Consider the following 24,167-nt stretch of genomic DNA (forward strand, 5'->3'; position numbering starts at 1 on the left):
GATCACCTAAAAAAGAAATGCCAAACAGGTCTGAATCCTTTATGCCTTCTCGGCTTGGCTGTCTCGTCTGGCATTCAGGTAGCCTTTCACGACGGTATACGTCGTGATGGCCAGGAAGAAAATAATAATCCAGTGGACGTAATTGATAATCCACGGAAACTTCTCGCCAAAGTAGAATCCGCCACCAACGAGTGTGCCAACCCAAATTGCTCCGCCAACAATGTTGTATAACATAAAGAAGCGGAAGTTCATGTGGATCAGGCCCGCCAGGAGCGGGGCAAACGTGCGAACAACGGGCAAAAAACGGGCTACAATCAAGGCACTGGTACCGTATTTCTCGAAGGCGGCTCGTGTATTATCAATATACTTTTTCTTAAAAAACAGCGAATCAGGCCGGTTCTGCAAGCGGCCACCTGCCAAATGACCAGTCAAGTAACCGGTTAATGATCCGAGAACGGCCGCGCCGAAAATGCATGTTAGCAGAAGCCAAAGCGGTACATCGAGCGTTCGGGTACCGGCAAAAACACCCGACAGGAACAACAAATAATCGCCCGGCAGGAAAAAACCGAAGAATATCCCATTCTCAACGAAAATGATGAGCGTGATAATTACCAATCCTCCGGTCCGGATGATTTCCTCGGAGTCAAGCAGGTATTTGAAGAAATCGACGATTTGATCCATTTTGATTGAGTGAATGAGCAAATGAGTGATTGAGCGAAACCAACATATAAGGATATTCACTCAATCACTCATTTGCTCATTCACTAATTAAATATATTCCGCCAACTCAAGCCAGCGATCAGATTTTTGGGCAATTGCCTGGTCAATTTGCTCGATTTCCCGTGCCCATTCTGTGAGTTGCTCATGATGGCCACCCCCATTCAACAGACCCACAACGTCGAGCTTTCGTTGCTCCAAAGATTCAATTTCTTTCTCCAGCGTTTCGTACTCACGAAGCTCCTTAAACGACAGTTTCTTTTTAGCTCCGTTGGCGTTGTTCGTAGGGGAAGCTGCCTGAGAAACCGAAGCCGTTGTCGTTTGGTTCTTTGTCGATCCTGGCTTAGCCGAAGCTATCTCAGTTTTACGAGCTGGCTGTGCATCACGCCATTCCCGATAATCGGTATAATTGCCCGGATAGTCGCGGACTTTACCTTCGCCTTCCAGCACAAACACATGGTCGACGAGCCGGTCCATAAAGTAGCGGTCGTGCGTCACGATGAGTACGCAGCCTGAGAAGCTCAGCAAAAAATCTTCCAGTACGTTCAGCGTCGTAATGTCCAGATCGTTGGTCGGCTCGTCAAGAATCAGAAAGTTTGGGTTCTGTACCAATACCAGCAGCAACTGAAGCCGACGTTTTTCGCCCCCGCTTAATTTCGATACGTAGTCGTATTGCTTCTGGCGGTTGAACAGGAACCGGCTCAGCAGTTGACTTGCCGTAACCGTATCGCCATTCGCTAATTTCATAACTTCGGCTACGTCCTGCACGACATCGATAACCCGCTGATCTTCGGGCATATCGAGTTCGTTCTGGGTATAATAGCCAAACTTTACCGTACCGCCCGTCATAATCTTACCGGAGTCAGGACGTAATTGGCCAGTCAGCATGTTCATGAGCGTTGTTTTACCCATGCCATTCTTACCAATCAGCCCGACGCGGTCGAAGCGTTTAAACGTATACGTAAAATGGTCGAGCAAGACCTTGTCGCCAAAGCGTTTGCTGAGATTTTCGACTTCCAGAATTTTCGTGCCTAGCCGTGATGTGCGTAAGTTCAGGTCCAGCTCACCGTCGTTACGTCGGCCGCTGGTTTTTTCTTTTAATTCTTCGAACGCATCGATTCGGTACTGGGCTTTGGTGCCACGCGCCTTGGGTTGCCGACGCATCCATTCCAGCTCTCGCCGGAACGTATTACGGTCCTTAGCCAACTCGGAAGCGGCCGCCGTCTCGCGCTCGTCTTTTTTCTCCAGGAAATAAGCGTAATTGCCTTTGTACGTGTAAAGCTGGCCGTTATCGAGTTCCGCAATCTGGTTGCAGACCCGATCCAAAAAGTACCGATCGTGCGATACCATCAGAAGCGTACCATTGTTCGTATTCAGGTAGTTTTCCAGATATTCAATCGCTTCCAGGTCGAGGTGGTTAGTGGGCTCGTCGAGAATCAGCAGATCGGGGTTCTGAATCAATACTCTGGCCAGAGCTACCCGTTTGCGCTGTCCGCCCGACAAGGCGCTGACGGGCTGGTTAACATCCTGTATGCCTAATTCGCCCAGTATTTGCCGAATCTGGGCTTCGTAATCCCAGGCTTCGAGTTTCTCCATATCACTCATCGCCCGTTCGAGCAACGTGTGATCTTCGTGGGCCAGCGCGTGTTCGTAAGCCCGAACCGCATCGAGCTGCGCACTTTCTCCCGCCAGCACGACCTCCATGACCGTCAAGGCATTGTTAAGGTCGGGTTGCTGGTCGAGATAGCCTACTGTGATGTCTTTTCGCTGGCTAACAAGACCCGAGTCTGGCGGCATAGCGCTTGCCAGAATAGAGAGTAAAGTTGTTTTGCCCGAGCCATTGGCTCCGACAATAGCTACCTTGTCGCCCCGGTTTACTCCAAACGTGAGGTTGCGGAACAGCACGCGGTCGCCGTATGATTTCGTTAAGTTTTCAGCTGAGAGGTAATTCATAATTCGCTAAGCCCGTGAGGTCTTAGATTAGGCCGCTCTGGCCTTACAGGTTTTAGAAGACAAAGGTACAACAAAGAAATTCGTTCGTACTTTTGGGCATGGTCTTTACGCCAATTGACGCAACGAATCCTTTTCTCCTAAAACCAAGAATGTACGCAAAACCTCTCATAGCAGCGTTTGCAGCAGCAATTAGTTCGGTTGTTACGCTCTCTGCTCAGACAACCACTGCGTTTAAATCGTATACCCAGGTCGTGCCGGGCAGCAACCAGACGTACGCTATGGTCGCTATTCCAGGTGGAACCTTCACGATGGGTAGCCCGGCAACTGAAAAAGGCCGCAAGCCCGACGAAGGCCCGCAGCATAAGGTAACCATTGAACCCTTTTATATGGGGAAGTATGAGGTTACCTGGGATTTATACGACCTATTTGCCTTCACAAACATGGAGAAGGAGATGGCGGCTAAGTACACCGACGCTAATGCAAACCTGGCCAAAACGGATGCGACGATACGTCCCAGTCCACCGTATGTCGATATGTCGTTCGGTATGGGTCGGGCGGGTCACCCAGCCATTAACATGACCCAATATGCCGCCATTAAATTCTGCGCCTGGCTCTACGCAAAAACGGGTATATTTTACCGGCTGCCAACCGAAGCCGAATGGGAGTATGCCTGCCGGGCGAATACGACCACACCTTATTCGTTCGGAGCCGATGTGAAAAAGCTGGGTGAGTACGCCGTTTTTAAAGGCAACAGCGACGGAGCTTATAAAAAAATAGGTACCAAGAAGCCCAATCCATTTGGCTTATATGACATGCACGGCAACGTAATGGAGTGGACGAAGGATCAGTATATTGCCGATTACTACGCGTCAGTTGCCAAGGGAACGGTTAAAGAATCGTTTGCACCAACAACGGAACTGTATCCCAACTCAGTGCGGGGCGGGTCGTGGGACGATGACGCGGAGGTTCTCCGTTCAGCAGCTCGGACACCATCAGAACCCGCCTGGAAAGTTCTCGATCCGCAAAGTCCGAAATCTGACTGGTGGTTAACGTCGGCTTCATTCGTCGGTTTCCGTATCGTTCGCCCGGCCAAGACACCAAGCGCAGAAGAAATCAACGCTTATTACGACATAAAACCAATTAAAGACTATTGATCAAGTTGTGAATGTGTGATTGAGCGAATTAGTTAATAAAGTTAACACGCACACCAATCACGCATTCACGCATTCACTCTTTCGCTCATTGACCGTTTATCTCCTCCTTGGCGCTAATCTCGGCGACCGTACCCTGACGCTACGTCGGGCCGTTGAGTTGATTAGCGAACGTATTGGCAACGTAGTGCAGCAGTCCAGTCTGTACGAAACGGCTCCCTGGGGTGTTACTGATCAGCCTTCGTTTCTCAATGAGGTGGTACGGGTTGAGACCGGGTTAGAGCCGGAAGCGCTGCTGGTACAGACACAGGCTATTGAAGAAATGCTGGGGCGCGTCCGGCATGAGCGGTGGGGAGCACGGCAGATTGACGTTGATATTCTGTATTACGATCAGGTAATTCTGCGTACCGGTACGTTAACCATTCCGCACCCGTATCTGCACCAGCGTCGGTTTACACTCGTCCCACTGGCCGAAATTGCGCATGAGTTTAGACATCCACTTCTGGGTAAGACAACGGGTCAACTGCTGGCCGAATGCGGAGATACAAGCGAGGTTACTCCTTTATCTATAGCTTAACAATTTTTAATTTTCGAATAAGTACATCCCTCCACTGAAAAGGTAGTACCTTTGCACCCAGTTTGTTGTCAAATTTTCAAAAATTACCACCAATTATGTCTGCCACGCTCGACACCGTGAGTTTGTTAGCCGACCGCATCAACGCGCTGGAGGAATCGTCCACGCTGGCGATGACCAAAAAAGCCCGTGAACTGGCTGCACAGGGCCACAAAGTAATCAGCCTAAGCGTTGGGGAGCCGGATTTCAAGACGCCCCAGCACATCTGCGAGGCTGCCAAGAAAGCGATTGACGATGGTTTCCATGGCTATTCGCCCGTTGCTGGTTACCCTGATCTGCGCAAAGCCATTGCCGATAAATTTAAACGTGACAACAACATTGACTGGAAACCTGAAAATATCGTTGTGTCGACGGGTGCGAAGCACTCACTGGCTAACGTCATTCAGGTGCTGATTAACCCTGGCGACGAGGTAGTTATTTTCTCGCCGTATTGGGTTAGCTACTCGGAAATGGTAAAGTTGGCCGAAGGGAAAGCCGTTGTTGTCGATGGCTCATTCGAAAATAACTTCAAAGTAACGCCCGAACAATTCGAAGCGGCCATCACCGACCGTACCAAAATTGTGATGTACGCGTCGCCGAACAATCCAACCGGTTCCATTTATTCGGAAGCTGAACTTCGGGCTATTGCTGACGTAGTGGCTCGTCACGAAAACGTATTCGTGTTGGCCGACGAAATCTATGAATACATCAACTTCACGCCGGAAGGGCATTTCAGCATTGGGTCGATTCCTGAAATCGCTGATCGCGTGATTACGGTGAATGGCGTTGCTAAAGGCTATGCCATGACCGGCTGGCGCATTGGCTACATCGGTGCAGCCAAGTGGATTGCCGATGGCGTTGAGAAGTTACAGGGTCAGGTTACGTCGGGCACGAACTCGATTGCACAAAAAGCCGCTGCTGCCGCCATTAGCGGACCACTGGAGCCGTCAATGGAGATGGCTAAAGCCTACCAGCGTCGCCGGGATTTAGTAGTAAAATTGCTGAAAGAAGTGCCTGGTTTTCGGACCAATGTGCCCGAAGGCGCGTTCTACGCGTTTCCGGATATCAGCTACTACTACGGTAAATCGGACGGTACCACGACCATCGAGAACTCAGACGATTTTGCCTCCTGGTTACTCAATACCGCTTATGTATCGACCGTAGCCGGTTCGGGTTTCGGAGCGCCTAACTGCTTACGCATCTCGACGGCTGCTTCGGACGAAGCCTTAGCCGAAGCCGTACAACGTATTAAAGACGCCGTTGCTACCTTGAAATAAGGTTGTGTTACGTATAAAGTACAGAAGCCAGTCGACGGTGTGTCGACTGGCTTCTGTACTTTATGGAACGGCCTATTTAGCCTTTCCTCGCACCGAACGGTACCACCACCTTCACACTCACATTGCGGCCCATATTGAAAACTCCCGCCCGGCCGGTAACCTCGTTGATGCCGAAGTATTTGAGCCGGTTCTGGTGACTTTGATACGCTACGTCGAATAGATTCTGAATGGTCAGATAAACCTGAAACAGCGTCCGCCCGTTCGCATTGACCAGATCACTGCCTGCGCCCAGATTAACGAGTGTATACGCTGGTGTGGTTGTTTCGGTACCGTATGCCAGCAAAGCCTGATTTTGCCGGGCGTTGTGTTCGACCTCCAGCAGAGCATAGGCGTTACGCCAGTGGCTTCCCATCTCAGCCTTTGTGAATTTGAGCTGGCTGATAATGCGGGGAGGTGGCAGGAAAGGCAGATACCTGGCTGAGTCGGACGTAGCCGATAAATTGCGCGACCGCACCAGCGAATAGGAACCCGTGAAGTGAAACCAGCGGGCTGAGCTTGGATTAACGCTGATCTGTGCTTCGCCACCGAACAGGACCGCGTTCCCCTGCACATATCGATACGTAAGAATCGGACGAGCAGGGTCAACAATTGAGTCGCGGCCGAACCGGTCGAGCACCTTCTCTGAATACGTGTAATTGTTGATCCGATTCTGGAATAAGCTGGCCGTAATGGATACGTCGGGCGATTCATAATTTATCCCTAAATCGCCCTGCCATGAGGTCTCCGATCGCAGATTGGGGTTGCCGATTTCGTAGCGGAACGTACCGGCATGTTCGCCGTTCGCCGATAATTCGGGTGTGGCGGGTGCACGGAACCCACGACCCAGATTGGCTTTGATAATCCAGCGGGTCGACAAATTATACGTGGCTCCGAAGCTGGCCGTCGGATTTGAGTACGTTTTATCCAGACCCACAAAACGTACCTGCCCGTTGGGAATGGGTTTCTCACTGAATACACCATCCGCGTCAGAATAAAGCCGGTTGATCTGCATCTTCCGAACGTCCATCCGCAAACCGCCGTTGACGATGAACCGGTTGGTTTTCTTTTGGGCAAACAAAAACAGGCCATTGTCCCAGGACTTATACCCTGGATATAACACCTGTAAGCCCAGGTTCTGATTGTGCTGATAGATGCCGTTGCCGCCTACCGTAAAGTCCCATCCGTTACGTCCGCCAAAGTAATATTTCAGGTCGTAGAAAACGTTCTGGAGGTAAAAATATAAGGCTGGCTGCCCAGGCGTGAGCGTGCTAGCAAACTCCTGCCGCCGATTCTGGCTGTAGCTGACAATAGCCGATACGTTACCACCGCCAATTTTGGCAAACGTATTCAACGAGGTTTTAAAGTTGTTCAGACTTTGATAGTTCGCCGGTATGATGGCTCGGCTGCGCAGGGTAGCATCCGAAGCGGGACGTAGAGCCTCCGAGTCTGCCGATACGCGAACGAGTTCCTGGAACCGGCCTGTGCGGTCACGCTCACCCGTTACGACGTTAATGTCCTGATGCCAGTTCGAAACGTAAAGCTGCGTATAACCCCAATTGCGATTGATGCCGACCGTTGTATTTATATCAAACTCGCGGTACGCTGACCCATAGACGCGCCCATCGTAGCGATTCTGGTAGTTTCCGGCATTTTTTGAACTGATACGTACGCGCCCGAATAACCCTTTCTGCGTGGTGCCTTCGAGCACGCCCGATATACCAATCAGGCCATTGTTGCTTTGATAATTGGTCAAAAGCTGACCTCGGAATGTACCCGCTTCCGGCGGACGCGCCGAGATTAAACTCATAACACCCCCCAGGCCATCGGAACCGTACAGTAAGCTACCTGATCCTTTGATGATCTCATACCGATCAATGGAGTATTCGTCGATCTGGAGCGCGTGCTCTTCGCCCCATTGGTTATCCTCCTGCCGAACGCCATCGTGGACGGTAATGACTCGGTTAAACCCTAGCCCGCGAATAACAGGTTTTGATAAACCTACGCCGGTCGTGATCTGCGACATACCCGGCAGTTTACCGACCGCATCGACCAGGTTGGTTGACGACGTTTGCAGCCATTGAATCTTGTTATACGTCATGATAGGCACCGGACTTTCTTTTACCGTTGAGCCGGTTGTTAATCCTGTTACCACAACTTCCTGAAGTTGGGCGGCCTCGGGTTCAAGCGCAACATCAACCGTGGTTTCCCCGTCAAGGATGCGGATCGAACGGGTCAGAGTCTTGTAGCTCAGGAAACGAACCTCGGCTTTGTGCTGCCCCGCTGGTATGTCGGCTAACCGGTATCGGCCTAAGGTGTCGGTTAAGCTGCCTTTTTGCAGATCAGGTAAGTAAATCGTAACGCCAATGAGTGGTTCACGCGTGGTTTTATCAATAACCCGGCCCGCGAGTATAGCCTGAGCGATTGCTGCCGTCGGCAGCAGTACTGCAATAAGAAGAAGTCGAAGCATGGAAGGAGGGAAAGCATTTGGGTTAATTGAACCGAATACACGCAGGCACGTGCATGCATCGCACCGAGTTTTTGGGAAACTTCAGATTGATAGCAGCGCAGGTGTGCGTCGAAAAACAGAACCTATACCAAATGCTCGGGCGGTCCCCGGTGCCTGTAGGCAACATGAACCGCCGAAAATGAAATCGAAACGGAAGCCGCCCCAACAAGGGTTAACAGAGTAAGGATAGCGACTAGGGCTGTCCAGACGCTGAGATCCGATTGGGTATAAACGCCGTTTGAAAAAGCCGCCAGCCAGATAAACTCATCGCGGCTGTGGGCGTGGGAAGGGTACTGGCTACCCGGAGATGATTTGTACGGGTGAGCGTGACAAATGATAGTTCCGTCGGCTAACCGGTGGGCGTGGCGAAACACGATCCCGTTGATCAGTATAGCGATATACAGACCAAGGAGCACGCGAGCTATGCCAAACCGATATACCTGTAGCCGGAACACTCTGAGTAGTTATAAAAAAATAATGCCGTAAAAGTATCAAATTGAACGTAATTTCAACTATCTTCCTTACGCTCAATTAGCTGCTGCTCATGTTGGCACAGTAATTGACTGGATTTTAAAGTCGATTATCAAGTGACATAAACTATACCTGATCCGGCGTTTCAAATGCGCCAACTTGAGTAAACTTTTTCAGTTTTAGCTTGTTTTTGTATTAAGTCAAGGTTAACTTTGAATATGATAAGAACAGCATCTACAAGTTCGTATCTATTCATTAACAAAGTTGATAATGCCGTATACTTAATTTTAAATATCCTCTGAGCTGATGAAAAATGTTCGTTTATATATGATTTTCCAGTGGGTATTCTTTTTGCCCATTATTTTGCCGCTTTGTCTGACGTACGGTGCCATTCGGGGTGCAGTACAAATGGCTGAGCGCGTAATGGAGCAGATACTTACTGATGTTGCGCCCCAGAATGAGGCTCAACCTACCATCGACTAACTCGTTACGTATTCAGATATTTATGCGAAAGAGCCGCATCGTCTACTGTGGAGTAGGGGATGCGGCTCTTTCTATTAAGACAGAAACTCGATTACTCGTAGATATAATCCAGGTTCTTGTCTTTATAATTTTCATCGTCCAATTCCAGGAACTCTTCCCAGAACGGGTCGTTCGGTAATCCCGCTTTGCAGATGATTGGCCGGTCTGAGGTCCCCGCTGGCTTCACCGGATGGATAAAGTACAACCGGCGGGCATGCAGATAAATCTTTTTGTCTGGCACAGCCCGATCATACCCGTACTTTACGTCGCCCCGAATCGGACAGCCCATGTGCGCCAACTGCGACCGAATCTGATGGGGACGCCCCGTAATGGGGTTTACTTCCAGAAGGTAATGCTCGTTGATACGGCCCATGACTCGGTAGGATAGCTCGGCTTTCTGCGAGTTGGGTACTTCATAATCGTAGACGGTAACCTGATTTTTCTGTTCGTCTTTAACGAGCCAGTTCACCAGTTTGTCGGAATCTTTCGGTGGCTTTTGGCGGACTACCGCCCAATATGTTTTTTGCACCTGCCGTTTCCGAAAAATCTCGTTCATCCGCTCCAGCGCTTTCGACGTGCGGGCAAACACAACCAGACCACTCACCGGGCGGTCAAGACGGTGCACCAGGCCCAGAAATACCTCACCCGGTTTGTTATATTTTTCTTTAATATACTCTTTCAGGACGTCCAGCAACGTAACGTCGCCGGTGCGGTCGCCCTGCACGAGTATACCCGGTTCTTTATTGACAATCAGCAGGTGATTATCTTCATAAACAACCTGAAATGGTTTCTTCTTCATTACCCTTTTACATAAACGAGAAAAGACGTTTTCAATTCGTCTTCTATCTTTTCTCGTAGTGCTAACTAATTCTATTTCACTTAGTAACTCAATATGCTTCGTTCTCGTTCGGGAAATCGTTGGCCTTTACGTCGTCGACGTAATGACCGATTGCCTGCTTCATCAGCGTGTGCAAATCGGCGTAGCGCCGTAAGAAGCGTGGTTTAAACTCGTTGGTTATGCCCAGCAGGTCGTGAATCACCAGAATTTGCCCGTCAGCATCGGGGCCAGCGCCAATGCCAATGGTCGGGATTGTTAGGCTTTGCGATACGGTTTTGGTCAAAGCAGCTGGAATTTTTTCCAGAACCAGACCAAAGCAGCCAATGTCCTCCAGCATATGGGCGTCGTCCATGAGTTTCTGGGCTTCGGCGTCTTCTTTGGCCCGAACGGCGTACGTACCAAATTTATAAATGGATTGGGGAGTTAGTCCAAGGTGGCCCATCACGGGTACACCGGCGCTCAGGATGCGTACGATCGATTCTTTTATTTCCAGGCCACCTTCCATTTTCACGGCGTGCGCTCCAGATTCTTTCATGATGCGAATCGCCGATCGTAAAGCTTCGGATGAATTACCCTGGTACGAACCGAACGGCAAATCGACGACGACCAGGGCCCGCTTGACCGCGCGTACTACGGAACTCGCGTGATAGATCATTTGATCCAGTGTAATGGGTAGGGTCGTTTCGTGGCCGGCCATGACATTTGACGCTGAATCGCCTACCAGAATCAGTTCAACGCCCGCCATGTCAACTACACGCGCCATGGAGTAGTCATAGGCTGTAAGCGCCGTTATTTTCTCGCCTTTATTCTTTAACTCCTGAATTGTGTGCGTAGTAACGCGTTTAATATCGGGATTATGAACAGACATCGGAGCAGTTATGAACGTGATAAGAGCGCAAAGGTAGGGAGTTCAGGGTGTCAGTTCACTTTTGCTCGAAAACTAACTTCGTATCCAGATGACTGTTGCCTGTTATTCATCCACTTCGGTAAATACTTCGCCCTTCCCTACTGCTCTTAAAACGATGTACCCGAATAGGCCTGACAGAACCGATGCCGTGAGCACGGCGAATTTCGCTTTTGATGAGATTGCTTCCTGGTCCGGGAACGAAAGCAGGGCGATAAAGATCGACATTGTAAAGCCGATCCCCCCCAGGATACCTACCCCAACAATGTGCCCCCATCGCGCGGACGTTGGCAGAGTGCCTAGGCCTAGTTTTACTGCTGCCCAGGAAAAGAGTGAGATGCCCAGTGGCTTGCCAACCATCAGTCCCAGTAGAATTCCCAGCCCCATCGGCGTTGTCAGGCCCTGCATCATGCCTGGTTCAAACCTGATATTCGTATTTGCCAGAGCGAACAGTGGCATAATGAAAAAATTCACGGGTTTTAATAGAGCGTGTTCCAGCTTTTCAAGAGGAGATTCTGTATCATCTGGTGTTGTAGGCAGCGTCAATGCCGTCAGCACACCCGCAATGGTGGCATGGATGCCGGAGTGATGGACGAAATACCACATGATCACGCCTGGAACCAGGTAAAAGGCCAGGTGCTTTATGCCCATACGATTGAAGATCACCAGCAACACAAAAATGCCTCCTGCAAACGCTAGATACATTGTATGTAATTCCGTGGAGTAGAACAGGGCAATGACTATAATCGCGCATAGATCATCAACAATGGCCAGTGCTGCCATGAACACTTTGAGTGAAGCTGGAACCCGTTTGCCCAGTAGTGTGATAATGGCCAGCGCGAAGGCAATATCGGTAGCCATCGGAATGCCCCAGCCAGCGGCAGTAGCAACTCTCTGGTTGAGCAGGAAATAAAACAGAGCAGGTGCGATAAACCCGCCGAGGGCGGCCAGAATAGGCAGGGCCGCTTTTTTGAAAGATGACAACTCGCCCTCTACCAGTTCGCGTTTAATTTCCAGGCCGACCATTAGGAAAAACACGGCCATCAGGCCATCGTTGATCCAGGTCAGCAGAGAGTAGTTCAGGTCTAGGCCCGCGCCATCAAATCCGATGGTGAGTTCCAGCATATTCACATAAGCGGACCCTAAAGGAGAGTTGGCGATGATCAGCGCCAGAATGACGCTACCCATCAGGATCAGTCCGCTGAGCGAACTGGAAGCGGAGAACGTTCGGAATAGTTTTAAAATTTTCATCAGATACGATCTAGCGAACTGGCTCTTAATCTCCCGTCACCCCTAAAACCAGTTTCATGGCTAGGAACATTCGATTCACAAAAAAGGTCATTAATCGAATGTTGCCCCTTTAGCACGGGCAACAACGCATGCGTAGCGAGAAGCTAATAAATGGAGTTTCGGTCCAGACAAGTAAATAACTTATCGCTTGTGTACAGCGTCCATCTATCGGGGAGTCAACCACGACTCGGGGTTGAGTTTGGTAAATTCTTTCCAGATCTGAAACTGGATTTCCGACACGCCATTTTTATCGGTGGCGACCGTGCCAATCTGTTCGCGGGCTTTTACGCGCTGACCCGCCCGGACCGATACGCTACGTAGTTTGGCATAAACCGTAAAGTAATCGCCGTGCTGAATGGCTACTACGTTGTTCATGCCCGGCATGCTGGTTACGTCCTGAACAATGCCGTCATATACCGTACGGACGCCCTCTCCAGCATTTGTCTGAATGTCTATCCCCTGGTTTTCGACGTAGATACCTCTTAGAACAGGGTGCGGTTTCCGACCAAAGCGGTCAGAAATGAACCCCTTGGAAACAGGCCAGGGTAAACGGGCCCGCGAAGCCGTAAACGACGAAGCCAGGGCTGTTTCTTCGTCGTTGAGATTATTGTTACGTCGTTCGTCAGGTTTTGGCGGGGTGGGTTCTGGTTCAACGGGCTTTTCGACTTTAGCTACGTCAGCAGGAGCGGGTTTCTCCCCAGCTTTTTCAGCGGCAGCAATGGCTTCTTCCGCCCGTTTGCGCTCGGCACGCTCAGCAGCTTTTCGGGCGGCTTCAAGGCGGGCCAGTCGCTCTCGTTCGGCGCGTTCGCGGGCTTCCCGTTCTGCCCGCTCTTTGGCCTCGCGCACAATGATGCGTGTAATCATAGCTTCCAGCCGGTTAATCGCCCGCCGACTTTCGGCCAGTTCAGCCCGAAGCTCAGTTTCTTTCTGCCCCAGTTCCTGGACAACCTGATTTTTTTCTTCTTTCAGCGTTTCCAGCTTTTTCGTTTCGGTCAGTTTTGTCGTCAGTGTGCTCTGCTGCTGCTGGCGTTTGCGCTGGGTGGCTACCTGCTTACCCTGTAGCATGGTCTGCACATTGTTCATCTGGCGAACCTGACTTTGGCGGGCGTCGGAATACTGGCGCAAATAGCGGTAGCGGGCAACCAACTGGTTGAAATTGTCGGAGGCAAACAAGAAACCCAGTGGGTTAACCTGCTGCCGCCGTTTCTCAGCCGCGTAAATCATGGACCCGTATTCGTCTCTCAGCTTATCCAGATCGCGGGCCAAGGACTTACTGGCCTGACGGAGTTCGGCAATTTCGGTCTCGGTTAGCCGGAGGTCTTTGTTGAGCAGACCAATTTGCTGCGATTGCGCCTGAATCTGTTGGTTGAGTGCCTTTAGCTGACCGATGCCTACCTGTTTTTCAGAAGCCGTCTGCTTTAAGATGGTTCGGATCTGGTTCATCTTTTCCAGATTCTGCTTTTTCTCTTTTTCCAGAACCTGTCGATTCCGCTGAGTCTGCTGGGCTGATGCTGGCGTAAGCAACAGGCCAACAAAGGCCAGGCTGATGAGAAGCCCCCGGACGAGAAAAGAAGAACGCAAAAAAATGGAGTGCATAAATGAACCAACAAATAAACTTACTGCCGACGTTGATACGTAGCCGGAATGGTAAACGGAAATCCCGGACTCTTGTCAACTAATTCTACCTTACTGTGCTTAATGCGAAGCAAGGTTTGATAAAACTGACCGTCAGTCTTCGATTTATAATCGAGCGTTACCAGACTCGTGTACGGGAACAGAAAATTGTTGAGCGACGTGAAATCTTCGTAATCCAGCCGAAGGGTATTTTTCGTGGGTTGCTCAGTTACCATCAACTTCTTGAGTTTACGATCCTGCTCACCAATGTAGTTCTCGACCAATACTTTGCCTTCACTCTGACGTAACAGAAGATAGTCCCGCTCATTTTTGATCTTTTGAGCAGGGCGTTTTGGTAACGGTAAATTACCGACAATCAAGGCTTGCAGCAACTCGAAATTCATATTAAAATTGAATTGGCGGCTCAAGGTCGGGAAATCGTAGACCGAATACTCTTTATGGATTTTGTCAATGATGATGATCGAGTCTCTGGTGATGAGCCCGCGCACGGCTTCAATGCCAAGTTTTGACACCGACAACCAGATCAGGCTGTCTTTGCGTACCCGGATGTTGATGTTGGCATTGTCAATATCCTGTTCAGGTCCTTTAAACGAAATCTTTGACTTAGCCGTCAGGTACTGAAAGTCAATCTCGGCCACGTTGGCGCGAGCCTCTTCAATGCCGGGGCGGTTTGGCTTGCTGGTGGTTGTGGAATCGGGCAGACGATTGGGCCGAATGGCCGCTAACGTATCGGATTTAGCTGAATCGGCCGCATTTACAACCGAGGGCGCCGATGTCGGCGTTGAATGGGATGGGGAGGTTAACTGACTGCGCCGACAACCCGACCAGTATAATGATGTGCCTACTAAAAAGGTTACGAACAGGTATCTATTCATTTAGGTAGTTTACAGCTTTAAGAACCTGATTAAACAGGTACGTATCGGGTGCTACGCTCCGGCATAAGTACCGCCTGCACCAGACCGTCTGCCAAAACCGGTTTACAACTTTCCGCTGGCAATTTTCTTGTCAAGATCGGAGCTGGCTCCACCTTTTGCTTTTGCTTTTTTCCACTGCTCTAAAGCTTTATCGGGCTGGCCAAGCTGAAAAAGAACGTCGCCGTAGTGTTCGATGATCGTGCCACTTGCTCCTGCCGGATCGGCTAATGCTTTTTCGAGGTACTGCCGGGCTTTGGCGTAATCTTTCGATACGTATAATACCCAGGCATACGTATCGAGGTAGGTCGCGTTTGTTGGGTGGCGTTCTACAAGCTTCTGGGCAAGCTGCGCGGCACGCGGCAGGTTGGCTTTCCGCAGCGACAGAAAGTAGCTGTAATTGTTGAGCACGTGATCGTTCAGCGGGTCGGCCTTTAAAACAGCTTCATACGCTTCATCCGATTTGGCATGATCGCCGATTCCGTTATATGCGTCACCCAACTGAGCGTTCAGCCCATTTTTTAACTGCGTATTCGACGTAGCGGCCAGTAACTTCTGACTTTCTTCGAGGGCGTCGACTGCCTGCTGATACTGACGTTTCATCAGATGAGCTGCCCCGTTCGAATACCAGAATAAGCCTTGTGTTGGAAACACTTCAAGGGCCTTTTGCGAATGGTCTAGAAGACTGTCAACCTGATTTAACTCGCTATCCAATTGCAGCAGGGCTTCCCATACTTCGTAGACGGAGCCATCGAGCCGGGCCGCCCGGGCATAGGCATCGCGGGATTCTACTTTTTTACCTTGCTGCATAAGCAGATCGGCCACCATAATCTGTGATTTGGGGTCGTTGGGATGGGATTTAGCCAGGTCCTGCGCCATCTTCAAGGCATCCTGTTGAGCGTTCGGATTTTCGCTCGTCATGCCAGCGTAGCTGGATAGAATGCGCGCTTTCAGGCCGGCTTCCAGGTTGGGGTTCGCAAACACCTGATTAAGCTCTTTGGTCACGCGCGCCATGTCGCCCTTTTTGCGGTAGATGTCGGCGAGAAGGACGTGAGCCTGGGGCAGGTCGGTGTTTAGTTTAAGGGCGCGGTCAATCCAGCCGATGGCCTGATCGGCCCGGTCGTTGGCGATGAGTAGTTCGGCTCCTTCGAGCAGATAATCCGGATCGCTGGGCTCTGATGCAACCAGTTTTTCGGCCTCTTCAATTGCCTTGTCGATCTTGTTTTGCTTGAGATAAATGCGTTGTTTCTGACGGGTAATCTCTTCGTTTAAACCAAGCTCGCGTTCCACTCGGTTGTAGGCATCCAGTGCTTTGTCGGGTTTGTCGTCGAAGAGGTAAATAGCTGCCAGTTCAACCCCGTACTCGGCATTATCAGCCCCTTTTTTCAGCAGATTCTCGTAAAGTTCCTCCGCTTCGCCATAGCGCTTTTGCTTTACATACAGTTCGGCCAGCAGCAAGGCGTAAAACTTGTTGTCCTTGTCCAGCGAATACGCTTTGGCTGCGTACGGTATAGCTTCGGCAGTCTTGCCCGTTTTCAGCATCGCGTTCGCCGTAGAATACTGAGCCGCTGCGTTGTTGGGATCTTTTTGTAAAACTTTGGTGAACTGCGTAATAGCCTTCGTTGGCTCGTCAGTCATCAGGTACCGGATACCTTCCGTAAATTGGGTTTCGGCCTCAATACGTGTTGTGGTTGTAGATGTTGCTTTGGCCAGCGTAGTATCCGCTTTAGGGTTGGCTTTCTCCCGTTTGCGCTGCGACAGGGCAGGGGTAGTAACTACCCAAAGGGCCAGAACAAATCCGCCGACCCAGCCGGGGCACTGCCAGTTGCGGTAAAATTTATGCGTAACATTCATGCTGGTCAGCGTGTTGAGATGCGTATTTAGCAAAAAACGTGGCTTCCCTTGTTCTATTGCGGCTTACGGCTAATAACGGCCTAAGACAAAGGTAGTTTAAAACGGTGGAATGTCCGTCAACTCTCGATACACCGGTTCTGTACGTCCAGTACGGTATTTCTTCCGCAATTATCCTGCCTTTCTGTTTCGAATAAGGGGGTATTAAATATAACGAATCCGGCTGATACTAAAGACCAGTTGAGTGGGCATTACGTTGCCTGATCCGACAAATAGTTGCTGGTCATTCGAAATCTGGTGAACAAGTGGGCCGTTTTGGGTTTACACTTCAGGATGTACATGTGTACCGATGACGGATGAAGAAACTAGCCTCTGTTCTACGCGGTACTCACTAACTTAAAACGTATATGGCAGAAACTGTGTATACCGCCACCGTAAGTAATGTCGGTGGGCGAGAAGGTGACGTGAAGTCGCTTGATGGAAATTTAGAGTTAAACGTTCGGCGCCCCGTTGAAATGCACGGCGAGGGTGGAGCCGCTAACCCCGAGATGTTGTTTGCTGCGGCCTACAGCTCCTGTTACAACGGCGCACTCATGGGCGTTGCCGAACGTCGGAAAGTCATACTGCCCGAACATGCCGTCGAAGTGAGTATATCACTCAATAAGGACGGTAACAACATGTTCCTGTCGGGCAAAATCACCGTGAAGGCACCACACATGGACAAGGATCAGCTCCAGCAACTGGCCGAAACTGCTCATGCGGTTTGTCCATACTCGAAAGCCGTCAAAGGCAATATGGAGATGAAGATCGAAGTGATGGTGTAAGTGAGTAATCAGGAGCCAGGAGCGGGAAGTGAGCTTATTGAACTCCTCACTTCCCGCTCCTAGCTCCTGATTACTATTTTCCTACAGCATCATAAACCTGAACCCGTTCCCAAAGGTGGCTGCACTCGGCCACAAACTCCAGGTGAACCGGATGCTCCTGATACGTATCGTGCGCGGCTTTGTCTTCAAAGACGAACGTTATCGAGTAATCGTACGAGTGATCGATAACAGGTCGGCGGGTTTCAGCAGGTGTACCGATGTAAGCGGCCGAGATGTCTTTGACACCTTTTAAGGATTCGAGCCCGGCTCCTAAAGCGGTACGGTCATCCTGGCTTTCGGGGTGCTTAAGCCAGAAGAAAACAGTATGAACGAACATATTGCGAATGGGTAAGTGAATAAGTCGGTAAGTTAGTAAGTCCCGAACGAAAGAAGCGGCTCTCCGGCCACAACTTACTAACTGAACTTCTCCAACTGCTTTACCAGTACCCCAAAGTCTTTCGGATACGGCGCCACAAACGTTTGCTCTTTACCATCTAATAAGGTGAACGTAAGCGAATGGGCATGGAGCGCCACCCGTTGAATGAGTGGTAACTCCTCTGTTCCTTGCTTTAGGTTGAATTTGCGTTTGACTTCGGAGAGGTAAACCGGCTCGCCCCCATACGTAGCATCATACACGATGGGCGCTTTCAGGCACATCAGGTGAACCCGAATCTGGTGCATCCGACCCGTAATGGGCATACACTCGACCAGCGTCGTTGTGCGGAACGCCTGTAACGTATTGAAAATCGTTTCGGCGACCTTTCCCTTCTCCCGGTCAATCCGGACCGCCGTTCCATCTTTGATGGGCGAGATAGGCAGGTACACAGAAATCCCCTCAAAATTATGCACCCCGTTCGTGACCGCGTGGTAGCGTTTGGTAACCTCCCGGTGTTCGAACTGCATAGCCAGATGACGATACGCTTCCGGATTTTTGGCGATGGCCAGAATACCCGACGTTTCTTTGTCCAGCCGATGGCCGAGCTGCGCATCGGGATGATACGCCTTCGCCATACGCAGAATACTCTGACCACCCCGGTCGATTGTTCGCTCATCGAGCGAGGCTACGTAAGGCGGTTTGTTTATGAGTATATAATCATCGTTCTCAAAAACGATCAGGTCTTCAAAATTCAGTTTCATCTGTAAAGTCAGTAGTGGTCATTATTAGCCATTCGCTGTCATTACGTTGTATTCGTAAGTAACGGCAACGTATCACCAGCAATGACCATTGAATGACAGGCTATGTAACGCAAAAAAGCCTCCTCCAGACGGAAGAGGCTCAGGACAAATATCTTTGGTAAGACTACAACGACAGCGTACCGCGCTCGTGAGCCTTGCGAAGCGTTGCTTCTAATCCGTTCTTGTTGATCGTCTTGATTGCCGACGTAGCAACTTTCAGCGTAACCCACTCACCTGTTGATTCGATGAAGAACCGCTTCTTTTGCAGGTTCGGGAAGAATTTACGCTTTGTTTTATTGTTGGCGTGGGAAACGTTGTTTCCTGTCCGCGTGCGTTTTCCTGTTATTTGACAAACTCTGGCCATTACCGTACTCGTTTTCCGTATGAGGGCGCAAATTTGGCTAATTTATTCATAATCTGCAACTCTTCGTTACTTTTTTTTGAACCCGTAGGGGCAGTGGCGGCAGCCATTCTTGCAGCAATAGCCGCGCTTGAGGTGATAGGCTGCCGTAAACACGACAAATCCCTCGGGTGTATAGTAGTAATCTTCGTCGGCTAAGCCGGGAATCTTTTTGTGCTGGGGGTGGGATTGCATGATTTTGTGCGTCTGTGGAAGAAGCCGTACTTTTGAGGTCAAACGCACTGTTTACACAGTTAGTTGTAAATCGTGTAAATTACTTCATCGACAGACTCATTCTCAACCAACTCTCGCTACAGCTATGGAAACAACATTGCTCACCCAGACCGGACCTATTTCAGCCGCTGATCAGGCTATGCAACTAGAGTGGAATTACGGGGCTCATAATTATCACCCGATTCCGGCTGTTCTCTCGCGGGGAGAAGGGGTTTTTGTTTGGGATGTAGACGGCAAGCGGTATTTCGATTTTTTGTCGGCCTATAGCGCCGTTAGCCAGGGACACTGCCATCCACGTATCATCAACGCGCTGATTCAACAGGCGCAGCGCTTAACCCTCACATCGCGGGCGTTTTATAATGACAAAACCGGCCTTTGCGAGAAGTTTCTTTGCGAGTACTTCGGTTACGACAAGGCGCTGCTGATGAACTCAGGGGCCGAAGGCGGAGAAACGGCTCTGAAGTTGACGCGCAAATGGGCGTATAAAGTGAAAGGCATACCGCAGAATCAGGCCAAAACGGTATACGCTGCTGGTAATTTCTGGGGCCGGACGCTGGCGGCTATTTCCTCGTCGACCGACCCAAGCAGTACGAATGATTTTGGACCCCTGCTGCCGGGTTACGTCGTTATTCCGTACAACGACTTAACTGCGCTGGAGGATACGTTCAAAGCTGATCCGAACATCGCTGGCTTTATGGTAGAGCCGATTCAGGGCGAAGCCGGGGTTGTTGTGCCCGATGAGGGGTATCTGCGGGGCGTTCGGGAGCTGTGCACAAAATACAACGTTTTGTTCATTGCCGACGAAGTACAGACCGGCATCGGCCGAACGGGAAAGCGCGTAGCCTGCGACCACGAAGGCGTAAAACCTGATCTGCTCGTGTTGGGGAAAGCCCTATCGGGCGGAACCATGCCGGTTTCGGCCGTACTGACGTCCGATGAGGTGATGCTAACTATCAAACCCGGCGAACACGGCAGTACGTACGGCGGAAACCCGCTGGCTTGCGTCGTAACCATGGAAGCTCTTCGGGTAGTGGAAGACGAGAAACTGGCCGACAACGCAGCTGCAATGGGTGAGGTGTTTCGGGCTCGGATGAGTGGGTTGAGCGAGAAAACCGACCTTGTTAAATCCGTGCGGGGCAAAGGGCTACTGAATGCCATCGTCATTGCCGAACGGCCAGATCTCGGTTCCGAAACAGCCTGGGAAATTTGCCTGAAGCTGAAGGACAATGGTTTACTGACTAAACCTACGCATGGTGATAAAATCCGCTTTGCACCCCCGCTCGTCATTAACGAGGAGCAAATACACGAAGCCTGCGATATAATCGAGAAGACAATCCTGGCTTTTTAGCTACACAAAGATAGAAAACCAAAAGAGGGCAGAACATGCCCTCTTTTGGTTACCTGCCTCCCCGTTCTTTCGTGCCGTCGGCGTTGTAGAGGGCGGCATTGCTGGTAGGTTGCCCGTTCAGGAACGTACCGACAATGCGGTCGCCATCGGCGAAGTAATACGTTCCTTTTCCGTTGGGTACGTTCTTCTGGAACCAGCCCGTGTACTTATCTCCATTCCGATAATAATACACGCCGTAGTCAGCGCGCAGGTTATCTCGGAAATTGCCTTTGTATTTCAGCTTGCCATCTGCATAATATTCCGTGCCTTCGCCGTGTTTATCGCCTTCCTCAAACTCGCCAACGTAACGCTCGCGGGTTGGGTAGACAAATACGCCTTTTCCATCCTCACAATCACCCGATACGCAGCCGACTGTTGTCCGGGACGTAGCCTGGGGCGCAACAACCGGCCGGGTAGCCGCTACCGACGTAGTGTTCGTGTTGATGGGCTTCGGAGCCATGGCTACCGCTGGTTTACCCGCAGCAACCCGCGTTTTAGGATACATCGCTTCGGCTTCCAGCCAGCCTTTCCGAATGGCGTCAATTCGGGCGGGTTTGGCGGGGTGCGTTGGTGTGGCCCGTTCGTTACCCAAGGCCCGCACGGCCACGAGCGATTCCTCCAGCGAAGCGCCTAACTGATGCAGCACAAATCCTGAGAACTTATCCGCTTCGATTTCTTTCTGGGGCTGACCACCCCGACCATCGATGGTGTGGCCCTGCAGGTGATGACCAATTTCGTGGGCCATGATGCTGATAGCGGACCAGTCCGTTTCGGTTTCTTCTTCGATGGTTTGCATAAAGGCCGCATCATACACAATGAAGCGTTGACCTTTTAGCACCGTAGCGAAACAGTTATCGGTATTGGAGCACTCAATAACCTTGAAATTTCGCATCAGGCCAATAGGTCTGAGAATCCGGTCAACAACCCGCTCCGCATGGCCGTTTGACGCGGTTGTCGGTGAGCAGATGACCTCCGAGCCAGCATTGCGGCCGGTGTAGTTGCAGATAAAGGGTTGTTGGTGAGGCTGGGCTTGCAGCGAGCTCACGGGGACTGCACTCAGTAAAGTGATGAAGAGGGATAAAGCCGTTTTCACAAGTATAACCAGGTGGGTTAATCGTTCGACACGGCAGAATAACGACGAAAACGGGCTATGGATTGTGATGAACGTAAAGTCATTTGTCAGTCAGCTGACAATGACCACTGAACGACAACGAATGACTGGCGATGGGGATTATTTAAATACCTGCTTACTCACTTTCCCCTTGCTTCCGACTGCGTAACAGGTGCCTTTGGCGCAGCCAACAGAATGGTAGCCATCGGTATCCAGTTTTTGCCAGGTCTGCCCCTGATCCGCCGAGAGGCTTGTGCCCGAAGGACCAACCGTTAAGAGTCTATCTCCGGGCAAGAGGGCGACGGCTTCTTTCAGGCCGGGTGGGTCGGTAGGGGTGAGTAACTGCCAGGTCTGGCCACCGTCGCGGGTGATGGCTGCGTTAGGGCCGGTCTGCTGTTCCTGCTTGTAATTTCCGCCAACGGCGACACCAATTTTTTTGCCGAAAAATTGCAGGCCGAAAAGACCCGTAGCTTCTCCCGCGGGTAAAGGCGTTGACGTAACGCTCCAGCTTTTGCCCCGGTCGGTTGACCGAAACACCCGACCAGTTGTGCCCCCGCCGGAGGCAATCCAGACGTTTTGCTTGCCTTCTACCACCAGACTGGTTCCGCTGGCCGCGAATGCGGCTTCGCCGGGCTGCATAAGGGGTAAGGTCGCTGTCGATACGGGCTGCCAGGTTTGGCCACCATCGGCCGTTGTCAGGATAAACCACTTGCCATCGATTGGATCGCTGAACACGATGCCATGCTGTTTATCCCAGAAGTCCATGCCATTGAAAAACACACCGGGCTGTTGGGTCTGGTACACCAAGGCCCAGGTTTGCCCGCCGTTTTGGGTTTTATAAATGCGGGCCTGGCCTTTTTCGGCAGGCCCTGCACTCATCAGATAAGCGGTTTGGGCATCTACGGCCTGAACATCTCTGAAGTCGCAGGTCTGGGCATCGGGTACCGTACCGGTTTGCCAGGTCTGACCACCGTCCGCCGTTCGCACAAAGGTGCCTTGCGTGCCGCCAATCCAGACTACGTCGGCACTGGCTACACTTACGGCCCGGAAATTAGCGTCGGTATTGACAACTTGTGAGCGCCATTGCGCCACACCAGGCAGTCCAAACACCAAACAAAGGGCCAGGCTATAGAGAACTCGTTTCATGAAAAGTAGTTACACAGGACAACTCAGGGGTTGCCACCGCGGGGCATTGATGTCGACTGGTGCATTTCGGCTTTCAGTCGGTCAATTTCCTGCTCCATACTGGAGGATTTGAAATAATAATAAAGCCCCAGTACCAGAAATATCTTCGATAAGACAAAGACCGCAATGAACGCAAGACGCCAGTACTTATGTACCCGAATGTACGTATCATTAATCTCGACGTCCAGATACTGAGGGCCTTCGGGGCCGGGGGCTTCTTGGTAGGGGGCTTTGCGCTCCGTGGGTTCCCACTTCTTCACCTCCGTGTTGCCAATACGTCTCATCAAAGCCTCTTTCACGTTGGGTGGGGGCGGAACGGCGTTGCTCAGGAAGTACTGCTCTATGTCGGTTTCGAGCTCATTCAGCTCTGCTAAAATCTCCGGATCAGCGGTTAATACACGCTCTACCTCCTCCTTCTCCTGATCAGAAGTCAGGTTCAGCAGGTAGGCTTCCAGAATACCGCTTGTCAAATATTGATGGGTCTTCAAGGTATTGCGTGTTTAACGGTTACGAAGATAAGCAAAATGATCCCGAATTGCTTTCATTACATCCGTATGTGTTATCTGTAATTTTTCGGCAACAAGTTCAGGCTTACACCCTTGACAAAACGTCAGATCAAAAATAAGTGCGCCAAGGTTCTCGTGTTTCGTTGAATTCGAGTCTGCCGATACGGGGGTATCCTGTAATTCTCTGGGTCGAGCCGCCAGGGCTCTCTCGCGGGCGATTCGGATAATCGTGGTAGCTGGATTGGCCGTAATCGTAGTAGACGTCCGTAGTTCCGTCGACGCAAACATCTCGACCAATACACGCTGTGCTATGTCAGGTTGGCGGACAATGCGCAGGATGATCCCGTAGGCTATTGAGCCGTACTTGTCATACAGCGCAATGCGGTCTGTCTCCGGCCCAACTCCCTGCGAAGTGGATTTTGCACCCAACCGTTCCAGTTTGTTCATATTAACGACAATTAGGTAATGCTTTGAAATCCCCGTAAGAACTTCGGCAACTCACCTGAATAATCCCGTGTTGTTTATGATTGGTTACACAGGAGTAAGCTTGTGAACTCTAAAGTACAAGAAATTCATGAGTATATAACAAGTTATATGCCGTTTCGGCTAGCGTCAACAAAATAGTAA

General features: G+C 50.7%; 24 protein-coding genes. 6 read left to right on the forward strand and 18 right to left on the reverse strand.

Going from position 1 to position 24,167, the window contains the following annotated elements; translation table 11 throughout:
* Positions 1-39: 39 nt before the first annotated feature.
* Both ACYVIY_RS01305 and ACYVIY_RS01310 read right to left on the reverse strand, forming a co-directional pair.
* Positions 40-681, reverse strand: coding sequence for a DedA family protein (locus ACYVIY_RS01305; RefSeq protein WP_460974437.1), 642 nt, complete (start codon positions 679-681; stop codon positions 40-42).
* A gap of 87 nt (positions 682-768) precedes the next feature.
* Complete coding sequence (locus tag ACYVIY_RS01310; protein ID WP_460974438.1) at positions 769-2,670, reverse strand: ABC-F family ATP-binding cassette domain-containing protein; 1,902 nt, start codon at positions 2,668-2,670, stop codon at positions 769-771.
* Between the two features lie 149 nt (positions 2,671-2,819).
* On the opposite strand from ACYVIY_RS01310, the gene ACYVIY_RS01315 reads away from it, so the two are divergent.
* The 3 genes from ACYVIY_RS01315 to ACYVIY_RS01325 all read left to right on the forward strand — a co-directional run bounded on the left by ACYVIY_RS01315 (position 2,820) and on the right by ACYVIY_RS01325 (position 5,711).
* Positions 2,820-3,824, forward strand: coding sequence for a formylglycine-generating enzyme family protein (locus ACYVIY_RS01315; protein ID WP_460974439.1), 1,005 nt, complete (start codon positions 2,820-2,822; stop codon positions 3,822-3,824).
* An 88-nt stretch (positions 3,825-3,912) separates the two neighbouring features.
* Complete coding sequence (folK, locus tag ACYVIY_RS01320; RefSeq protein WP_460974440.1) at positions 3,913-4,398, forward strand: 2-amino-4-hydroxy-6-hydroxymethyldihydropteridine diphosphokinase; 486 nt, start codon at positions 3,913-3,915, stop codon at positions 4,396-4,398.
* A gap of 95 nt (positions 4,399-4,493) precedes the next feature.
* Positions 4,494-5,711: a pyridoxal phosphate-dependent aminotransferase gene (locus tag ACYVIY_RS01325; protein WP_460974441.1), complete on the forward strand. Its 1,218-nt coding sequence runs from the start codon at positions 4,494-4,496 to the stop codon at positions 5,709-5,711.
* Between the two features lie 76 nt (positions 5,712-5,787).
* Here the strand turns inward: ACYVIY_RS01325 and ACYVIY_RS01330 are convergent, their stop codons facing one another.
* Complete coding sequence (locus ACYVIY_RS01330; protein WP_460974442.1) at positions 5,788-8,217, reverse strand: TonB-dependent receptor; 2,430 nt, start codon at positions 8,215-8,217, stop codon at positions 5,788-5,790.
* A 122-nt stretch (positions 8,218-8,339) separates the two neighbouring features.
* Positions 8,340-8,711: a hypothetical protein gene (locus ACYVIY_RS01335; protein ID WP_460974443.1), complete on the reverse strand. Its 372-nt coding sequence runs from the start codon at positions 8,709-8,711 to the stop codon at positions 8,340-8,342.
* A 322-nt stretch (positions 8,712-9,033) separates the two neighbouring features.
* Here ACYVIY_RS01335 and ACYVIY_RS01340 point away from each other — a divergent pair, with 322 nt between their 5' ends.
* Positions 9,034-9,210 (forward strand): hypothetical protein, encoded by a 177-nt coding sequence (locus tag ACYVIY_RS01340; RefSeq protein WP_460974444.1) that lies wholly within the window; start codon positions 9,034-9,036, stop codon positions 9,208-9,210.
* Between the two features lie 91 nt (positions 9,211-9,301).
* Here the strand turns inward: ACYVIY_RS01340 and ACYVIY_RS01345 are convergent, their stop codons facing one another.
* The 6 genes from ACYVIY_RS01345 to ACYVIY_RS01370 form a co-directional block, all read right to left on the reverse strand.
* Positions 9,302-10,048: an RluA family pseudouridine synthase gene (locus tag ACYVIY_RS01345; RefSeq protein WP_460974445.1), complete on the reverse strand. Its 747-nt coding sequence runs from the start codon at positions 10,046-10,048 to the stop codon at positions 9,302-9,304.
* Positions 10,049-10,136: 88 nt separating this feature from the next.
* On the reverse strand, positions 10,137-10,955 hold the full coding sequence (panB, locus tag ACYVIY_RS01350) for a 3-methyl-2-oxobutanoate hydroxymethyltransferase (protein WP_460974446.1): 819 nt from the start codon (positions 10,953-10,955) through the stop codon (positions 10,137-10,139).
* Positions 10,956-11,057: 102 nt separating this feature from the next.
* A complete protein-coding gene (nhaA, locus tag ACYVIY_RS01355) occupies positions 11,058-12,242 on the reverse strand; it encodes a Na+/H+ antiporter NhaA (protein ID WP_460974447.1) in 1,185 nt (394 codons plus the stop codon).
* A gap of 204 nt (positions 12,243-12,446) precedes the next feature.
* Positions 12,447-13,877: a murein hydrolase activator EnvC family protein gene (locus tag ACYVIY_RS01360; protein ID WP_460974448.1), complete on the reverse strand. Its 1,431-nt coding sequence runs from the start codon at positions 13,875-13,877 to the stop codon at positions 12,447-12,449.
* 20 nt (positions 13,878-13,897) lie between these two features.
* A complete protein-coding gene (locus ACYVIY_RS01365) occupies positions 13,898-14,791 on the reverse strand; it encodes a DUF4292 domain-containing protein (RefSeq protein WP_460974449.1) in 894 nt (297 codons plus the stop codon).
* A 102-nt stretch (positions 14,792-14,893) separates the two neighbouring features.
* Positions 14,894-16,681: a tetratricopeptide repeat protein gene (locus tag ACYVIY_RS01370; protein WP_460974450.1), complete on the reverse strand. Its 1,788-nt coding sequence runs from the start codon at positions 16,679-16,681 to the stop codon at positions 14,894-14,896.
* A 404-nt stretch (positions 16,682-17,085) separates the two neighbouring features.
* On the opposite strand from ACYVIY_RS01370, the gene ACYVIY_RS01375 reads away from it, so the two are divergent.
* Positions 17,086-17,502 (forward strand): Ohr family peroxiredoxin, encoded by a 417-nt coding sequence (locus tag ACYVIY_RS01375; RefSeq protein ID WP_460974451.1) that lies wholly within the window; start codon positions 17,086-17,088, stop codon positions 17,500-17,502.
* Between the two features lie 73 nt (positions 17,503-17,575).
* Here the strand turns inward: ACYVIY_RS01375 and ACYVIY_RS01380 are convergent, their stop codons facing one another.
* The 4 genes from ACYVIY_RS01380 to ACYVIY_RS01395 all read right to left on the reverse strand — a co-directional run bounded on the left by ACYVIY_RS01380 (position 17,576) and on the right by ACYVIY_RS01395 (position 19,312).
* Positions 17,576-17,878, reverse strand: coding sequence for a Dabb family protein (locus ACYVIY_RS01380; protein WP_460974452.1), 303 nt, complete (start codon positions 17,876-17,878; stop codon positions 17,576-17,578).
* Between the two features lie 77 nt (positions 17,879-17,955).
* The gene (locus ACYVIY_RS01385; RefSeq protein WP_460974453.1) at positions 17,956-18,678 is read right to left on the reverse strand and encodes an RluA family pseudouridine synthase; all 723 of its coding nucleotides are present in this window, start codon (positions 18,676-18,678) and stop codon (positions 17,956-17,958) included.
* Between the two features lie 163 nt (positions 18,679-18,841).
* On the reverse strand, positions 18,842-19,081 hold the full coding sequence (gene rpmB / locus ACYVIY_RS01390; protein ID WP_460974454.1) for a 50S ribosomal protein L28: 240 nt from the start codon (positions 19,079-19,081) through the stop codon (positions 18,842-18,844).
* A gap of 66 nt (positions 19,082-19,147) precedes the next feature.
* Entirely contained in the window at positions 19,148-19,312 is a 165-nt protein-coding gene (locus tag ACYVIY_RS01395; protein ID WP_460974455.1) for a DUF5522 domain-containing protein, read from the reverse strand.
* 124 nt (positions 19,313-19,436) lie between these two features.
* Here ACYVIY_RS01395 and rocD point away from each other — a divergent pair, with 124 nt between their 5' ends.
* On the forward strand, positions 19,437-20,699 hold the full coding sequence (rocD, locus tag ACYVIY_RS01400) for an ornithine--oxo-acid transaminase (RefSeq protein WP_460974456.1): 1,263 nt from the start codon (positions 19,437-19,439) through the stop codon (positions 20,697-20,699).
* A gap of 49 nt (positions 20,700-20,748) precedes the next feature.
* Here rocD and ACYVIY_RS01405 read toward each other — a convergent pair whose 3' ends face one another.
* From ACYVIY_RS01405 to ACYVIY_RS01420, 4 genes are all read right to left on the reverse strand, one after another.
* Positions 20,749-21,837: a M48 family metalloprotease gene (locus tag ACYVIY_RS01405; RefSeq protein WP_460975136.1), complete on the reverse strand. Its 1,089-nt coding sequence runs from the start codon at positions 21,835-21,837 to the stop codon at positions 20,749-20,751.
* A 132-nt stretch (positions 21,838-21,969) separates the two neighbouring features.
* Positions 21,970-22,995 (reverse strand): WD40/YVTN/BNR-like repeat-containing protein, encoded by a 1,026-nt coding sequence (locus ACYVIY_RS01410; protein WP_460974457.1) that lies wholly within the window; start codon positions 22,993-22,995, stop codon positions 21,970-21,972.
* Between the two features lie 23 nt (positions 22,996-23,018).
* On the reverse strand, positions 23,019-23,522 hold the full coding sequence (locus ACYVIY_RS01415) for a hypothetical protein (protein ID WP_460974458.1): 504 nt from the start codon (positions 23,520-23,522) through the stop codon (positions 23,019-23,021).
* A gap of 12 nt (positions 23,523-23,534) precedes the next feature.
* Complete coding sequence (locus ACYVIY_RS01420; RefSeq protein WP_460974459.1) at positions 23,535-23,987, reverse strand: hypothetical protein; 453 nt, start codon at positions 23,985-23,987, stop codon at positions 23,535-23,537.
* Between the last annotated feature and the right edge of the window lie 180 nt (positions 23,988-24,167).

It is taken from the genome of Spirosoma knui (genome assembly GCF_054780635.1).

What these genes read in the sequence shown, in the direction of transcription:
- panB (WP_460974446.1), bottom strand. Translation starts at nt 10,955, where the DNA reads ATGTCTGTTCATAATCCCGATATTAAACGCGTTACTACGCACACAATT.
- ACYVIY_RS01370 (WP_460974450.1), bottom strand. Translation starts at nt 16,681, where the DNA reads ATGAATGTTACGCATAAATTTTACCGCAACTGGCAGTGCCCCGGCTGG.
- ACYVIY_RS01380 (WP_460974452.1), bottom strand. Translation starts at nt 17,878, where the DNA reads ATGTTCGTTCATACTGTTTTCTTCTGGCTTAAGCACCCCGAAAGCCAG.
- rpmB (WP_460974454.1), bottom strand. Translation starts at nt 19,081, where the DNA reads ATGGCCAGAGTTTGTCAAATAACAGGAAAACGCACGCGGACAGGAAAC.
- rocD (WP_460974456.1), top strand. Translation starts at nt 19,437, where the DNA reads ATGGAAACAACATTGCTCACCCAGACCGGACCTATTTCAGCCGCTGAT.
- ACYVIY_RS01345 (WP_460974445.1), bottom strand. Translation starts at nt 10,048, where the DNA reads ATGAAGAAGAAACCATTTCAGGTTGTTTATGAAGATAATCACCTGCTG.
- ACYVIY_RS01305 (WP_460974437.1), bottom strand. Translation starts at nt 681, where the DNA reads ATGGATCAAATCGTCGATTTCTTCAAATACCTGCTTGACTCCGAGGAA.
- ACYVIY_RS01340 (WP_460974444.1), top strand. Translation starts at nt 9,034, where the DNA reads ATGAAAAATGTTCGTTTATATATGATTTTCCAGTGGGTATTCTTTTTG.
- ACYVIY_RS01410 (WP_460974457.1), bottom strand. Translation starts at nt 22,995, where the DNA reads ATGAAACGAGTTCTCTATAGCCTGGCCCTTTGTTTGGTGTTTGGACTG.
- ACYVIY_RS01325 (WP_460974441.1), top strand. Translation starts at nt 4,494, where the DNA reads ATGTCTGCCACGCTCGACACCGTGAGTTTGTTAGCCGACCGCATCAAC.
- ACYVIY_RS01360 (WP_460974448.1), bottom strand. Translation starts at nt 13,877, where the DNA reads ATGCACTCCATTTTTTTGCGTTCTTCTTTTCTCGTCCGGGGGCTTCTC.
- ACYVIY_RS01420 (WP_460974459.1), bottom strand. Translation starts at nt 23,987, where the DNA reads ATGAACAAACTGGAACGGTTGGGTGCAAAATCCACTTCGCAGGGAGTT.
- ACYVIY_RS01385 (WP_460974453.1), bottom strand. Translation starts at nt 18,678, where the DNA reads ATGAAACTGAATTTTGAAGACCTGATCGTTTTTGAGAACGATGATTAT.
- ACYVIY_RS01395 (WP_460974455.1), bottom strand. Translation starts at nt 19,312, where the DNA reads ATGCAATCCCACCCCCAGCACAAAAAGATTCCCGGCTTAGCCGACGAA.
- ACYVIY_RS01315 (WP_460974439.1), top strand. Translation starts at nt 2,820, where the DNA reads ATGTACGCAAAACCTCTCATAGCAGCGTTTGCAGCAGCAATTAGTTCG.
- ACYVIY_RS01365 (WP_460974449.1), bottom strand. Translation starts at nt 14,791, where the DNA reads ATGAATAGATACCTGTTCGTAACCTTTTTAGTAGGCACATCATTATAC.
- ACYVIY_RS01310 (WP_460974438.1), bottom strand. Translation starts at nt 2,670, where the DNA reads ATGAATTACCTCTCAGCTGAAAACTTAACGAAATCATACGGCGACCGC.
- ACYVIY_RS01375 (WP_460974451.1), top strand. Translation starts at nt 17,086, where the DNA reads ATGGCAGAAACTGTGTATACCGCCACCGTAAGTAATGTCGGTGGGCGA.
- ACYVIY_RS01330 (WP_460974442.1), bottom strand. Translation starts at nt 8,217, where the DNA reads ATGCTTCGACTTCTTCTTATTGCAGTACTGCTGCCGACGGCAGCAATC.
- nhaA (WP_460974447.1), bottom strand. Translation starts at nt 12,242, where the DNA reads ATGAAAATTTTAAAACTATTCCGAACGTTCTCCGCTTCCAGTTCGCTC.